This is a genomic window from Lysinibacillus sp. NPDC097279, assembly GCF_044761745.1.
In the GTDB taxonomy this organism is placed as follows: Bacteria; Bacillota; Bacilli; order Bacillales_A; family Planococcaceae; genus Lysinibacillus.
The window spans coordinates 252,314-266,933 of sequence record NZ_JBIWDA010000002.1 but is presented as its reverse complement, the minus strand read 5'-3'; the positions used below and the strand labels follow the sequence as shown (position 1 = coordinate 266,933).

The 14,620-nt window shown below is 37.6% G+C and carries 15 protein-coding genes; all 15 read right to left on the bottom strand.

Annotated elements, in window-relative coordinates:
* Window positions 1-1,293, bottom strand: coding sequence for a flagellar hook-length control protein FliK (locus tag ACIQ1H_RS11360; protein ID WP_402888856.1), 1,293 nt, complete (start codon window positions 1,291-1,293; stop codon window positions 1-3).
* Window positions 1,294-1,321: 28 nt separating this feature from the next.
* Window positions 1,322-1,930: a MotE family protein gene (locus ACIQ1H_RS11355; RefSeq protein ID WP_402888854.1), complete on the bottom strand. Its 609-nt coding sequence runs from the start codon at window positions 1,928-1,930 to the stop codon at window positions 1,322-1,324.
* Between the two features lie 4 nt (window positions 1,931-1,934).
* A complete protein-coding gene (gene fliJ, locus ACIQ1H_RS11350; protein ID WP_173477761.1) occupies window positions 1,935-2,384 on the bottom strand; it encodes a flagellar export protein FliJ in 450 nt (149 codons plus the stop codon).
* Window position 2,385: 1 nt separating this feature from the next.
* Window positions 2,386-3,711 carry a flagellar protein export ATPase FliI gene (gene fliI / locus ACIQ1H_RS11345; protein ID WP_173477762.1) on the bottom strand — a complete coding sequence of 442 codons (1,326 nt, stop codon included), beginning with the start codon at window positions 3,709-3,711 and terminating at the stop codon, window positions 2,386-2,388.
* Between the two features lie 5 nt (window positions 3,712-3,716).
* On the bottom strand, window positions 3,717-4,502 hold the full coding sequence (gene fliH, locus ACIQ1H_RS11340; RefSeq protein WP_402888852.1) for a flagellar assembly protein FliH: 786 nt from the start codon (window positions 4,500-4,502) through the stop codon (window positions 3,717-3,719).
* Window positions 4,495-5,508, bottom strand: coding sequence for a flagellar motor switch protein FliG (gene fliG, locus ACIQ1H_RS11335; protein ID WP_173477764.1), 1,014 nt, complete (start codon window positions 5,506-5,508; stop codon window positions 4,495-4,497). The genes fliH and fliG overlap by 8 nt, the downstream gene beginning before the upstream one ends.
* A 15-nt stretch (window positions 5,509-5,523) precedes the next feature.
* Window positions 5,524-7,116 (bottom strand): flagellar basal-body MS-ring/collar protein FliF, encoded by a 1,593-nt coding sequence (gene fliF / locus ACIQ1H_RS11330; protein WP_402888850.1) that lies wholly within the window; start codon window positions 7,114-7,116, stop codon window positions 5,524-5,526.
* A 149-nt stretch (window positions 7,117-7,265) separates the two neighbouring features.
* Complete coding sequence (gene fliE / locus ACIQ1H_RS11325; protein WP_173477766.1) at window positions 7,266-7,571, bottom strand: flagellar hook-basal body complex protein FliE; 306 nt, start codon at window positions 7,569-7,571, stop codon at window positions 7,266-7,268.
* 23 nt (window positions 7,572-7,594) lie between these two features.
* The gene (gene flgC / locus ACIQ1H_RS11320) at window positions 7,595-8,056 is read right to left on the bottom strand and encodes a flagellar basal body rod protein FlgC (protein ID WP_337981912.1); all 462 of its coding nucleotides are present in this window, start codon (window positions 8,054-8,056) and stop codon (window positions 7,595-7,597) included.
* Window positions 8,057-8,059: 3 nt separating this feature from the next.
* Window positions 8,060-8,452, bottom strand: coding sequence for a flagellar basal body rod protein FlgB (gene flgB, locus ACIQ1H_RS11315; protein ID WP_173477768.1), 393 nt, complete (start codon window positions 8,450-8,452; stop codon window positions 8,060-8,062).
* 822 nt (window positions 8,453-9,274) lie between these two features.
* Window positions 9,275-10,054, bottom strand: a complete 780-nt coding sequence (gene codY / locus ACIQ1H_RS11310) for a GTP-sensing pleiotropic transcriptional regulator CodY (protein ID WP_024362040.1) — start codon at window positions 10,052-10,054, stop codon at window positions 9,275-9,277.
* A gap of 86 nt (window positions 10,055-10,140) precedes the next feature.
* Entirely contained in the window at window positions 10,141-11,541 is a 1,401-nt protein-coding gene (hslU, locus tag ACIQ1H_RS11305; protein ID WP_402888847.1) for an ATP-dependent protease ATPase subunit HslU, read from the bottom strand.
* Entirely contained in the window at window positions 11,541-12,086 is a 546-nt protein-coding gene (hslV, locus tag ACIQ1H_RS11300) for an ATP-dependent protease subunit HslV (protein WP_024362042.1), read from the bottom strand. The genes hslU and hslV overlap by 1 nt, the downstream gene beginning before the upstream one ends.
* Before the next feature lie 22 nt (window positions 12,087-12,108).
* On the bottom strand, window positions 12,109-13,008 hold the full coding sequence (xerC, locus tag ACIQ1H_RS11295) for a tyrosine recombinase XerC (RefSeq protein WP_402888845.1): 900 nt from the start codon (window positions 13,006-13,008) through the stop codon (window positions 12,109-12,111).
* Window positions 13,009-13,293: 285 nt separating this feature from the next.
* Window positions 13,294-14,607: an FADH(2)-oxidizing methylenetetrahydrofolate--tRNA-(uracil(54)-C(5))-methyltransferase TrmFO gene (trmFO, locus tag ACIQ1H_RS11290; RefSeq protein WP_173477771.1), complete on the bottom strand. Its 1,314-nt coding sequence runs from the start codon at window positions 14,605-14,607 to the stop codon at window positions 13,294-13,296.
* Window positions 14,608-14,620: the final 13 nt, after the last annotated feature.

Sequence of the window (14,620 nt, the reverse complement as noted above, 5' to 3'; positions counted from 1 at the left end):
TTACACCTCCTCATTTTCTAAGTAATCAGTAAAGGACAATCCATCTTCGCTGTCCTCATTTGTTTGTTCTTGCTCTTCTTGCTGTTGTTGTCTAAAGAAGTTATTAAAGAAGTTTTGATCACGTTGCTGTCTATCAGCATCTTGCAATGATTGCGCAATATCTAGTCGATCAACTTGGATGTTTTGCTGGACAAAAGCTTGTTTTAATTGATGCGCTTGACTGTCAAGAAGCTCTCGCCCATGGGCAGTTGAAGCAAGTAAACGAGCTGTTAAAACGCCGTCATTTTGTACAAGTTCGATTCGAATGGTACCTAGATTTTCAGGATACAATTTTAACGTTAAACGCGTAATCCCTTGTGCATTTGAAATTTGAGCTTTATTGATGATAGCTTGCATTTCTTTTAGTAAAGCTTCTGATTGTGCTGGCTTAGCCGCTGGTAAAGTGACTTGGAATGTGTCGGCTTTTGTTTGTACTGTATTAGCAGTCACCATTTCATTTGCACTTGTATCCGATTGTTTTGTCACTTGCACTTGCTGAATTACTTGCTGGAAGCCTTGCAACGGTAATGTAACGGTCGTTTTTGTAGTAACTTGCTGTGCAGTTTGAATAGTTTCAACTTGTGTTTGTAACGCTGTTAAAAAATTATTTACGTTTGACAGTACGTTTTCTTGAGACATCGTTAAATCCGATTTTTGACCAACTAACTGTGCTAGTTTTAATACTTGCAGTAGCTTCGTAGCATCTTCTGAAGGTACTTGTCCTTCACCTTGCAACGCCGATACTAACTGCGTCTGTAACAATGGTGCTTGAGCGTCTACTAAAGCTAAAAGCTCCCACACATCGCTCGCTTGCTGATCTTCATCTAACAGTTGCTGAACCAATTTTTGTATTTGCTCTTGATCTACATTCAATGCAGCCATTAAATGCTCTAAATTTAACATTTCATCCATAGCTACTGCCTTGCCATCTTCCCCCACTTGAAGCATTAATAAGCCTTCATCATGTGGAATTTCTAATAAATCTAGTAATTCTTCAATAGATTGACTATTTAAAACTTTATCTAACTCAGCTAGCTTATCGTCACCTTGAGAATTATTAGTTTGAGCTGTTTTGTTTTGTTGATTTGTTGAAGCAACAGCTTGTCCAAATACAGAGCCAAATTTAGATATTTTATCTTTTGCAGCCCCACTATTTGTTTTCATATCAGACTGACTAGTTGATACAGCTTTTGAAGTATTAGTACTAGCCTTTGGAGCACTTGGAGCACCTATATTCATCATAGCAATGTTCATGTTTTCACCTCCTTTTTAAAAAATGTTATTATTGCTTCGCCATCATTTCTGTATACTTTGCAGCATCTTGCGGATCCATTTTTTCTAAAATCGCCGCTAACTTATCTGGTTTTAAGCTTGATAAAATACGAAGTGCCTGTGCATCACTCATTTTTATAAGTACAGGCGCTGCCGCTTTCGGAGACATCTTATCAAAAGTAGACAAAATATCATTAAAGTCACGTTTGACATCATCTTGCTCTCTTTTTAATTTTTCAATTTCAAAGAGTAATCGCTCTTGCTCCGTCAGTAACTTTTCTTTTTCATTTGTAGTTGTATCTAACTTATTTTGCAATTGTGCAATTTCGGCTTCTTTTTCTTGTATTTCTGCCTGTAAGCCTACTACCTTGGAATCATCCATAACAATGGCATCTTTTGCTTGCTGCTCTTCCGATTCAACAAAAGGTAAATTACTTACTGCCTTTTTTCCTAAATCAAAGACGTTCGTATCCATTAACGTTGCCACAACTAGCAATACCGCTACCACGAACATAATAGGTATCAATATCCATATGAAAAACTTTTGGAAACCTCCTGATTTACGTGTTGGCTGTTGTACTTCTAATTCAGTTTTAATACGGCTTTCTCTTTTCGCCATGAAATCACCTGATTTCTTTCTTGAAATACGTAAGTGAAGAAATTTCATCTAAAAATATGCTTTCAATGCGATCTTGTTCTTGTTGAAAAGACTTATAATCATTTTCACGCATTTTTTCAAATTTACGTACTTCCAAGTTTTTTTCTAATAGTTTTTCTTCGTGCCAATTCATTTTCGAACGTGCTTGCACAACCTTTTGTTGCACATCTGCAATTGTTTTTTCAAGGCTATCAATAAAACGAGCATAATGATGAATTTCCTCTATTGATGACCCTACAACTAAACGTTTCTGCTGAAATTCTATTAAATCTTCTTTCTTTTTCAGCAAATCATAGAGCTTTGTTGCAACCTCTTCAAAAGAACGAACAGATTCCTTATAGGCAATTTCAGTCTCGTTTTTTTCTTGCTCTCGAATGGTTAATACCTTTTCAAAACGATACATATAACTGACCATCCTACCTGCCACCACCGTTCGATAATGTAATTAACTCATTCTTACTTTCCTCAAGCGTCACCTTATCTAAATATCCTTGCTTTAAATAAGCTGTAATGAGCGGTTCATAATAAATTGCTTCATCAATTTCTTTAGAAGTGCCTCGTTTATATGCTCCGATATTAATTAAATCCTCTGATTTGTCATAAGTATAATAGAGTTCTCGTAAACGCTCAGCAGCCCTTTTGTGCTCTGGCTCTGCCACATGATTCATCAAACGACTGACGCTTTTCAGCACATTAATAGCTGGATATTGGCCTTTGTTTGCAAGGTTTCGATCAAGTACAATATGACCATCTAAAATACCACGAACAGTATCAGCAATAGGCTCGTTCATATCATCACCATCAACTAATACTGTATAAAAGGCTGTAATTGAGCCTTTTTCATTTGTCCCAGTCCGTTCTAATAACTTTGGTAAAATTGCAAATACAGAAGGTGTATAACCCTTCTGAGCAGGTGGTTCTCCTGTTGCAAGTCCGATTTCACGTTGAGCCATTGCAACACGTGTTACGGAGTCCATCATCAACATCACATTTAAGCCACGATTTCTAAAGTATTCTGCTATCGCTGTTGCTGTAAATGCTCCTTTAATACGCATAAGTGCAGGTTGATCTGAGGTCGCTGCGACGACAATGGAACGGCTTAAACCTTCAGGTCCTAGATCACGTTCAATAAATTCACGTACCTCACGACCACGCTCTCCAACTAATGCAATAACATTTAAGTCAGCTTGTGTATTACGCGCAATCATACCAAGTAGTGTACTTTTTCCGACACCAGAGCCCGCGAAAATACCTACACGCTGTCCATTGCCGACAGTTAGCATCCCATCAATTGCTTTTACACCAACCTCAAGTCTTTCATTTATCGGTGGACGAGTAAGTGGGTTAGGCGGATCTTGCTCAGTCGGTACTGACATTAATCCTTTCGGTAACAATGTACCATCGATTGGATTCCCCATTGAATCAAGTACTTTACCAATTAGCTCTGGTCCGACTTTGATTTCAAGAGGTGCCCCTGTTCCTTCCACTAAACAGCCAATTGATATTTCACGGAGCGAGGTGAAGGGCATGAGTACTACAATTTCATCTTTAAACCCTACAACCTCTGCTAAAATGATTTGATGTCCGTTTTTCGACGTTTCAACATGAATTTTACATACATCACCGATGGAACTATCAGGACCTTGCGACTCAATCATTAAGCCGACAACTCTCGTTACTCTACCAAACTTTTTAAAAGTTGGTATATTAGGAATTTGTTCGATTAATTGAGCCGTTTTCATCTAGATCATTCCTTACTTTCTAATATTTCATGTAGCTTTATTCTCAATTCATTTAATTGCTCGTCAATACTAACAACAATTCGACCGTGATTTGTTTCTATATAACAATCTGTTTCTTTTTCAAAATCCTCATCTACAAAAATCATAAATGGTACATCTGTTGGGAACATTTCAGCCAATTCATCGCGATTCGATGTAATTAAACCATAATACGTAGGAGAAACGTAGATTTTTATTTCCTTCATCTCTCTCGCTTCTTTAAGCCCTCTTTGAACTATTGATAAAAACAGTTCGTCATTTTGCTCTAATGAAGTCCCAATAATACGTTGTGCAGCAGTTAAGCCTAATTCCAAAATAATCGCTTCTTGGTCATCGATATATTTTTTTGCATTTTCCCCTGCTTGCGCAATAATTTCATTCGCTGTTTGAAGGGATTGTGCCATTGCTTCAGTGGCTCTATTTGTACCATCCTCATAACCTTGACCATACCCTTCATCATACGCTTCTTGTACGCGATTAGGGCGTTCTTCTTCCCAGCTTTGTTTCAAATGCTCAATTTCTTGAAAATGCATTTGCTTCTCATGTTCAAAAGCTTCACGTTCTGCCTGAATCTTGGCTCTTGCCTCTTCAAGCAATCGATCGCGTTCTGTAAAAACATCCTCCATCGTCATATGATGATGGGATGTTTCATCTGTCTCCATTTCGGGTAATTCAAACATATCACGAATTTGTATCTTCTTTACATTATCGCCATTGGACTGTGTATATACAGAACGGATGATTCTAGACAATGACGTCATCTCCTCCACCACGTGCAATAATAATCTCACCAGCATCTTCTAAGCGGCGAATAACAGCGACAATTCGTGATTGAGCTTCTTCTACGTCACGCAAGCGAACAGGTCCCATAATTTCCATCTCTTCTTTGAAAGTATCGGCCATACGTTGTGACATATTTCGGAAGATAATATCTTTTACTTCTTCGCTGGAAACTTTCATTGAAAGAAGTAAATCTTCGTTTTCGCAATCACGAATAACACGCTGAATTGAACGATTGTCGAGCGTCACGATATCTTCGAATACAAACATGCGTTTTTTGATTTCTTCTGCAAGCTCTGGATCTTGAATTTCGAGCGCATCGAGAATCGTTTTTTCTGTTTGTCGATCAACACCATTTAATACTTCAACGACTGCATCAATCCCACCAGTTTCTGTGTAATCTTGCGTAACAGTTGATGATAGTTTGCGTTCCAATACAGATTCAATTTCACTAATTACTTCTGGTGAAGTTGATTCCATCATTGCAATACGTTTAGCAATATCTGCTTGTACTTCTTGCGGTAATGAAGATAAAATAACACCCGCTTGCCCTGCTTCTAAATAAGATAGAATAAGGGCAATTGTTTGTGGATGTTCGTTTTGAATAAAGTTAAATATTTGAGCAGGATCTGCTCTACGTGCAAAATCGAACGGTCGCACTTGTAACGAAGAAGTCAAACGATTAATAATTGTTTGTGCTTGCTCCATACCTAATGCTTTTTCTAAAACCGTCTTCGCGTAACCAATACCACCTTGTGTAATATAATCTTGTGCAAGAGCAATATTGTGGAATTCTTCAATAATTTCTTCTTTAACATTTGCTTCTACTTTTTTAACACTTGAAATTTCTAACGTTAACCGTTCGATTTCTTCCTCAGTTAAATGTTTATAGACAGAAGCTGAAACCTCAGGCCCTAGTGAAATTAACAAGAGAGCGGCCTTTTGTTTTCCGGTTAATTCCTTATCTTTCTTGGACACAGCAGAACCTCCTAGTTAGTCTTCCGCAATCCAACTACGCAGTAACTTTGCAAAATCATCAGGCTTATCTTTCGCCATTTTTTCAAGTTGTTTACGACGCATTGTAGCTTCCGTTTCAATTTCTTCATTAATATCATCGATAATCAATTCTTCTTGTTCTTCTAGGATACTAAGCTCTTCTTCTTCTTTCGCACGTTTACGTGAACGGATGATGAAGAATGCAAGTAATAGAATAACAGCCAGTAAAATGCCTCCGACTACCCAAACCCACCATGGAATGACAGGTGTCTCAGGAGCAGTATCTGCTACTTTACCATTTAAAGGTTGGACTGAAACAGCCACTTTTTCATCAATTTGATCTTGTGTAAGTTCAGCAGCTACATCTTTTGAGATCGTTGTACGAACAATAGTACTTAAAATTTTCTCGATGTCTTGACGAACGCCATCTGGTAGAGATGCTACGTCTGTAGCCGTTGGTGGCTCTACAATTACTTGGATACCGATATCTTGTATTTTATAAGGTGCCTCTTGAATGTCTTTACGAATGCGGTTGACGTCATTGTTGATTGTTTCTTCCGTACGTTCGTAATCTCCGTCCCCTGAAGTGCCTTCATTGTACGTAGTAAAGTTATCTGTTGTTGTTTCAGCTTCAGGTGTGCCTGTTGCTGGGTTGCCAGTACCAGAATATTGCTCTGTAATACGTTGGGCGCTAATCGCAATCCCTTCCATATTCTCTTCATCAACTGGTGTTACTAAATTCTCTTCACGATTTTCCTTTTTAAAGTCAATATCTGTCGTAACAGAAACGATGACTTTATCTTGTCCCATCAAAGTACCTAGCATATTTTGCACTTGACGTTGCAAGTCACGTTCTACCAATTTCTTCATCTGCAATTGGCCTTCAGCTGTTGTTGTAGAAGTGCCATCTGTTGTTGCAGCATTTAAATCAAAGTACTCGGAGTATTGATTAGAGATAACAATGTTATCTGTATTTAAGTTCGGGATACTTTTTGCTACTAAGTTGTACATAGTGGCTATTTGTTGCTCTGTAAATTTATAGCCAGGATCTGTGTTCAATACAATGGATGCAGTTGCATCTTCTTTTACATCCTTTATGAAGACTCCTTCTTCTGGAAGAGTAATCATAACTTTTGCATCTTTAACGCCTTCAAGATTTTTTATTAGCTTCGCAATTTCTGTTTCAGTCGCAGCTTTTTTCAATAAATTAAATTCGTTGTCTGTCATACCGAAACCAGAGCTATTAGCAAATGAATAATCGATCGTTCCAGTTTGAGGATAACCATCGGATGCTAACTGCACCAATAATGAATCGACTTGTTCTTCGGGTACTAATATGGACGTTCCTCCTGGAGCAATCTCATATTTTACGCCTTGAGAATCCAAAGCTTCTTTAACTTGGCCGATTTCTCGTGTCGATAAATCTTTATAAAGCGGAACATATGTAGTTTTTGTTGCAAAAAATGTAATGAGCGCTGCAAGTACTATTACACCTACTAAAGAACCTATCATTACTATTTTTTGTGTTTTACTCCGACTTGTCCAAAAATGGCTGGTGTCGTTTTTTATTTTCGTCAATCGTTCATTCATTATGAATCCTCCGGTTATAGTGAATAACCTAGCAATCAATAATTCGCGATAATAGTGGAATCCAATGAAAACAAAAAGTCATAAAAATTTTGTCTTCATTGGAAGCCTAACGAAATGAATTGGTGTCTTTCTTCACCAATTCACTCTAATTAGACACTCATTCGCATTATTTCTTGGTAAGCTTCAATCACCTTATTGCGAACTTCAATTGTTGCGTTTAATGTAATGCTCGCCTTTTGAGATGCAATCATTACTTCGTGCAACTCCACATCTTCACCAGTTATTAGCTTTTGTGTAAGATTATCAGAAGTGATTTGCTGATCATTCACTTTCGCTATTGCCTCTTTTAATGAATTCGCAAAGCTTTGCTGGGCTTCGTAAGGTGTTGTATTTAGTTTGTTTGTTTCATTTACAACCTGAGTAGGTGTCATTAGTGAAACGGACGAAATTGCCATTATGTATCATCCTTTCTATTTTATTATTTACCGATTTCTAACGCTTTTGTCAGCATCGACTTATTTGCATTTAAAACAGTTATGTTCGCCTCATACGAACGAGTGGCAGACATTAAATCTACCATTTCTTTTAATGGGTCAACATTTGGCATGTTGACATAGCCATCTGCATTTGCATCTGGATGTGTCGGATCATACACTAGTTTGAAAGGTGTATCAGTATCTTCTTTAATTTGCGTAACTTTCACACCATTCCCAACACCGCTTTTCGCATTTTTACCTATAGCCACATTTAAAAAGTTTGAAAAGCGTCCTTCTTGCGCAGAAAAAGTAACAGACTTCCGTCGGTATGGCTCCCACTCTCCATTTACTTGTTTACCGCGAGTAGTATCTACGTTTGCCATATTCGAAGAAATAACATCCATTCGTAAACGCTGTGCCGTTAATGCAGAGGCTGTAGTATTCATTCCATGAAAAATAGACATTTATTACTTACCTCCTTTAATAACAGTATTTAGCGTATTTAACTTGCCGTTAACACGATCAATTAACGCATTGTAGTAGATTTGATTTTCTGCCAATTTCGTTTGTTCTGCATCCATATCTACAGCGTTACCGTTATTTCGATATCGTAAGTTTGTAACGTTATTGACACCTGGTGTCGATTGTTTAATTTCGAAATCATAATGTCTATTATCTGTTCGATATGCTGATATAGAAATTTGTTTTTCATTTTCCAACATATCCTTAAAACTTACATTTTTCGCCTTATAATTTGGTGTATCGACATTCGCAATGTTATTTGCGATTGTTTTATGATTCAAAGTTGCATAGGAAAGTCCGTTTTCCAGGCTACTAATAGTTCCTCCAAATAAGTTCAAAACCATTCACCTCATTTAATTTCAATCTATGTACTTCTTAATTTATCCAATAATACAATTGTAATTAAGATGATACGTAGTGTCTATTGTCTTTTGTCACTTTTTAATAGTATATACGCCCTATTTTTCGTGTTATACAACCAGGACAAATATGCCCCATCCCTACAGCCACGTGAATTCGTAACGTTTCGTCTTTTTTCTAGTTATTTTACACTATTTCGACAGTGTTTACTGTATTAGTATCAAATATATCCCTTTTTATTACTTCAGAGGGTTGGATTTAAATGACAAATAGGGGTTTTTTGGTAAAATAAAGTTCCTTTTTACTATTCTAGACGTGACAATATAATAAAACTCCTTTTAATTTAGTTGAAGCGTCTATCCCTTTCGACAAAAGGGCTAATCATTTGGATATTTCTTGATGGCAGTGATTTTCACTCCAAGTGGACGCATTTTTAAAGGTTTAGTTTCAATCTTGTGTAAAAGCTTTTAGCTTTAGCACCTAAGGGCGTGTGCTTTACACGCAGCGTATATCAGCATTTATCGCTCGTCATAGGTCAATTTTCTAAAGTCTATAGCCCTCAAGTAATAAGAAGTACTTTTTAAAGATTAATTATGTATCATTTTAACTACAAAGCAAGCCCTACCACTTAGTATTTTGTAGAAACAAGACATTGGATATTCACAGAAATGACACAAGTGCCAGTAATGAATAACCTACGCTCGCTCGCACAAAGCAGAGTGGTAGGGCTTGCTATATGAAAAATCTACATCGTATATGCTTACAGAAAAAAGCTCCCTTAAATAGGGAGCCTTTGTTCATTATTTCATTTTAATTTCAGCAAGTGCGTTTAAGAATTTATCGTTTAATACTTTAATGTAAGTCCCCTTCATACCTAGAGAACGCGATTCAATTACACCTGCAGATTCAAGTTTACGTAATGCATTTACGATCACTGAACGTGTAATTCCTACGCGGTCTGCAATTTTTGAAGCAACTAATAAGCCTTCGTTTCCATCTAGTTCTTCAAAGATGTGTTCAATTGCTTCTAATTCACTATAAGAAAGTGAGTTAATTGCCATTTGTACAACAGCTTTGCTACGTGCTTCTTCTTCAATTTCTTCAGATTTTTCACGTAAAATTTCCATACCTACTACTGTAGCACCATACTCAGCTAAAATTAAATCATCATCCTCAAATTGAGCTGATAAACGAGCTAAAATTAATGTACCTAAACGTTCACCACCACCAACGATTGGTACGATAGTTGTTAAAGCACTTTGGAATAAGTCTTTATTTTCAACAGGGAACGCAGTATGTTCATTGTTAATATCTAAATTTGAAGACGTTTCAGAAATTGTAAACAAGCTATGTGTATATTCTTCTGGGAATTGACGCTCTTCGAACATTTTTTTCATACGTTCGTTTTCAATTTGTTGGTGAATTGAAATACCTAAAAGTTTCCCTTTACGGCTTACAATATATACGTTGCTATCAATTATATCTCCTAAAGTGTCAGCCATTTCTTTAAAGTTTACTGGCTTACCTGCAGATGCCTGGAGCATTGAGTTAATTTTTCTTGTTTTTTCTAATAAATTCATTATATGTTCCTCCTATAAATTATCCATACCGTATTTAATTAATATTCTAAAGTTTTTTACAATTGAATGGTACTATCAAGCCTTGCCTACAAGATAAACTGTGACAAATCTTTGTTCTTTACAATACCCGCCAATTTTTGGTCAACATAAGCAGCCGTAATTTCAATTTGCGCTGGCGCAATTTCAGACGCTTCAAACGATAACTCTTCTAGCAAGCGTTCTAAAATTGTGTGTAATCGACGTGCCCCGATATTATCTGTCTCTTGGTTGACCTCTGTTGCAATCTCCGCAATTCGTTCAATTGCATCTTCTGCAAAATTGATTGCTACACCTTCTGTTTCTAATAACGCTTTATATTGCAAAATAAGCGACTGATCTGGTTCTTTTAAAATACGAACAAAATCTTGCTTCGTTAATTTTTCAAGTTCTACACGAATTGGGAATCGTCCTTGTAACTCTGGAATTAAATCTGACGGTTTAGACATATGGAAAGCTCCAGCAGCAATAAAAAGCATATAGTCTGTTTTAACTGCACCATATTTCGTCGTAACAGTTGAACCTTCTACGATTGGTAAAATATCGCGTTGGACACCCTCACGTGAAACACTAGCAGACGTATTCGTATCTTTGCTCGCGACTTTATCTATTTCATCAATGAAAATAATTCCAGACTGTTCTGCTCTAGCAATAGCTTCTTGTGACACTTCATCTGCGTCAATAAGCTTATTTGCTTCCTCAATGATTAAAATACGACGTGCATCTTTTACTTGGACACGACGCTTTTTCTGCTTTTTAGGCATTAAGCTCGATAACATATCTTGCATACCGTTATTGGCAGACATATCCATTCCCGTACCTTGTAAGGCATCAAAAATCGAAGGATTTTGCTCAGTAACTTCAACAGTAACCCATTCATTTTCTAATTTGCCATTGCGTAAATCAATGGCGATTTGCGCACGCTTTGAGCGTACTTCCGTTTCCTCAGAAGATGTATCATCTTGAGTTTGTTGTTCTTTGCCACCAAATAACATTTCAAACGGATTTTGCATAGCTTGTTTTTTACGTAAAGAAGGGACAAGTAATTTTACAATGGCTTCATTTGCCAACTCTTCCGCTTGTTCCTTCACAGACTCCATCATTTCTTCCTTCACGAGGCGATGAGAAGCCTCCACAACATCGCGGACCATTGACTCAACATCACGTCCAACATAGCCCACTTCTGTAAATTTCGTTGCTTCAACCTTTACGAACGGCGCATTCGTTAGTTTTGCAATTCTCCTTGCAATTTCAGTTTTCCCAACTCCCGTTGGTCCAATCATTAAAATATTTTTAGGAATAACTTCAGCCTTCATTTCATCCGCTAGTAGAGAACGACGATAGCGATTTCGTAGTGCTATAGCTACCGCTCTTTTCGCCTCATTTTGCCCTACGATAAAACGATCCAAATGCTCGGTAATTTGTCTTGGGGTTAAGTTTTGTGGTGTCATTAGTTAAGTGCCTCCACGATAATATTATGGTTTGTAAATACACAAATTTCAGCGGCTGTTTCTAATGCTGCCTCCGCAATCTCACGGGCAGTCATTGTTTCACCTGCATATTTTTTTAGAGCTCGACCTGCTGATAATGCATAATTTCCACCAGAACCAATCGCTAATATACCGTCATCAGGTTCTATAACTTCTCCTGTACCAGACACAAGGAGTAGTGTACTTTTATCCATCACAAGTAACATCGCCTCTAATTGACGTAGCATTTTATCACCACGCCATTGTTTTGCTACTTCTACAGCAGCTCGCTGTAAATTCCCATTATATTCGTTTAATTTCGCTTCAAACATTTCAAAAAGTGTAAAAGCATCGGCTACAGAGCCTGCAAAGCCAGCTAGCACCTGCCCATTAAACAGACGTCTGACCTTCCTTGCAGTGCCTTTCATGACAACCGCATTCCCAAGTGTCACTTGACCATCGCCAGCCATAGCGCACCCGCCATTGTGATGTACCGCAAATATCGTAGTCGCATGGATTTGTCCCATTTGCCTTCCTCCTTAGCCTCTATTATGCCCTTGGATGGGCATTCATATATGTTTGACGAAGATGCTCATTTGTTACATGCGTATAAACCTGTGTTGAAGTTAAATGCGCGTGCCCTAGTAACTCCTGCACAGTCCGTAAATCCGCGCCATGATTCAGTAAGTGTGTAGCAAAAGTATGGCGAAGCATATGTGGGTATATTTTCGTATGGAGTGAGGTATTATCAATCATTTCATTTAAAATATGACGTACCCCACGTGGCGTAAGTTCCCCGCCGCGCATATTGACAAATAATTGCTGATGATTTGTTTGTTTCATCAAACGTGGACGAGCCTGCTCTATGTAGTGCTGTATAGCCACACTCGCAAATTGACCAAATGGTATAATGCGTTCTTTTCTTCCTTTACCCATTACTCGAACAATAGAATAACGGAAATCGATATCCGCTACCATAATGGATGTAAGCTCACTCACCCGAATGCCCGTTGCATATAATAACTCTAAAATAGCCATATTGCGCAACGATTTCAAATCATCTCCTACATTCGCTTCAAAAAGCTGCATCAATTCTTCTTCATAGAAAAAACTTGGTAAACGAGATTCTTTTTTCGGATGATAAAGCGATCGAAAAGCACTATCATCCATGCCGTGCTGTTTATTTAGAAAGCGAAAAAAGGAGCGGATTGATGAAATTTTTCTTGATACAGAAGTTCTTGCTTTCTTTTCATCATACAACTTCGTTACATATAGTCGTGCATGTATATACTCAACACTGGCTAAATCATTAACGCCTTCTGCCTGTAAAAACGCTAAAAAATCTAGTAGGTCTGATTCATATTCTCGCACAGTATGAACAGAGAAGTTTTTTTCTACCTGGATGTAAAGCATAAACTGTTCAAGTGCTTCTTGGGACGAAACTAACATGAAAGATTCACCACCAATGAATTATTCGTAACCTTCTCTCATTACTATTACCAACAAATTCAAATGGTAAAACAACTGTTGCCATTTAATTAAATTTGTCGTTAAAGTAATCCTTAAAAAACATACATATTGACACTATACCTATCTTCGTAATATAGCAAGTGAAAATGGTTATATTTTGAGAAAATCACTATACAAAATAATAAAATACGTGTAATCAAGCATTTTGTCTACACAAAAGAAAAAGCCTCTAAGAGTATATCAACTTTTAGAGGCCTTTGGCAATTAAATTGTTTGTGAATTCACAAAATTTCGAATTGTGCTCATTGCACGATTTGCATGCATTTCCGCACGCTCCGGTTTTGAACGACGTCCAGGTGGTAATTCAGGGAATATACCAAAGTTAACGTTCATCGGTTGGAAATTTTTCGATTGTGCTTCTGTTATATAACGCGCCATACTACCTAATGCAGTTTCAAATGGGAAAATAATTGGCTCTTGTCCTAATGCTAAACGTGCCGCATTAATCCCTGCAATTAACCCACTACCTGCAGATTCAACATATCCTTCTACACCAGTCATTTGGCCAGCAAAGAATACATTTTTTTGTTCACGTAACTGATATGTTTTTTCTAGCACTTTTGGTGAATTAATGAAAGTATTTCGGTGCATTACGCCATATCGTACAATTTCAACATTTTCTAGGCCTGGTATTAGTTGCAGCACTTCTTTTTGTGGTCCCCATTTTAAATGAGTTTGGAAGCCCACAATATTATAAAGTGTCCCTGCAGCGTCATCTTGGCGCAGTTGTACAACAGCATAAGGTCGTTTTCCAGTTTTCGGATCTTCAAGACCTACTGGCTTCATCGGTCCAAATAACATCGTTTTTTCACCGCGTGCTGCCATTACTTCAATTGGCATACAGCCTTCGAAATAAATTTCTTTTTCAAATTCTTTTAATGGTACAACTTCTGCCTCGATTAATGCTTGGCGGAAACGATCAAATTCTTCCTTTGTCATAGGACAGTTTAGATAAGCCGCTTCCCCTTTGTCATAACGAGATTTTAAATAAACTTTATCCATATCGATGCTATCTTTTTCAATAATTGGAGCTGCTGCATCATAGAAATACAAATAGTCTAGACCTGTTAAACCTTGAATTTTTTCAGCTAATGCTTTTGAAGTTAGTGGACCAGTTGCAATAACTGTAATACCTTCTGGAATTTCAGTAACTTCTTCATGAATTACTTCCACTAAAGGATGATTTTTCACTGCTTCCGTTACATAGCCAGCAAACTCGTGGCGGTCTACTGCAAGTGCTCCACCTGCTGGTACGGAGCAAGCATCCGCCGCTTTTAGAATAACAGAATCTAATAAACGCATTTCTTCTTTAATTACGCCAACAGCATTTGTTAGCGTATTTGCACGTAGCGAGTTTGAGCAAACAAGCTCTGCAAATTTATCAGTATGGTGGGCAGGTGTTTGCTTTACTGGACGCATTTCATAAAGTTTAACTTTTACACCACGCTTAGCAATTTGCCAAGCCGCCTCACTTCCCGCAAGGCCTGCTCCTATTACATTTACAACGTGTTCAGTCATGTTCTTACCATCT

Coding starts and splice junctions, on each gene's coding strand:
- fliF (WP_402888850.1), bottom strand. CDS start 7,116: ATGAATGAACGATTGACGAAAATAAAAAACGACACCAGCCATTTTTGG.
- codY (WP_024362040.1), bottom strand. CDS start 10,054: ATGAATTTATTAGAAAAAACAAGAAAAATTAACTCAATGCTCCAGGCA.
- trmFO (WP_173477771.1), bottom strand. CDS start 14,607: ATGACTGAACACGTTGTAAATGTAATAGGAGCAGGCCTTGCGGGAAGT.
- xerC (WP_402888845.1), bottom strand. CDS start 13,008: ATGTTAGTTTCGTCCCAAGAAGCACTTGAACAGTTTATGCTTTACATC.
- flgC (WP_337981912.1), bottom strand. CDS start 8,056: ATGTCTATTTTTCATGGAATGAATACTACAGCCTCTGCATTAACGGCA.
- hslV (WP_024362042.1), bottom strand. CDS start 12,086: ATGGGACAAATCCATGCGACTACGATATTTGCGGTACATCACAATGGC.
- fliE (WP_173477766.1), bottom strand. CDS start 7,571: ATGGCAATTTCGTCCGTTTCACTAATGACACCTACTCAGGTTGTAAAT.
- ACIQ1H_RS11360 (WP_402888856.1), bottom strand. CDS start 1,293: ATGAACATTGCTATGATGAATATAGGTGCTCCAAGTGCTCCAAAGGCT.
- hslU (WP_402888847.1), bottom strand. CDS start 11,541: ATGACACCACAAAACTTAACCCCAAGACAAATTACCGAGCATTTGGAT.
- fliJ (WP_173477761.1), bottom strand. CDS start 2,384: ATGGTCAGTTATATGTATCGTTTTGAAAAGGTATTAACCATTCGAGAG.
- fliI (WP_173477762.1), bottom strand. CDS start 3,711: ATGAAAACGGCTCAATTAATCGAACAAATTCCTAATATACCAACTTTT.
- ACIQ1H_RS11355 (WP_402888854.1), bottom strand. CDS start 1,930: ATGGCGAAAAGAGAAAGCCGTATTAAAACTGAATTAGAAGTACAACAG.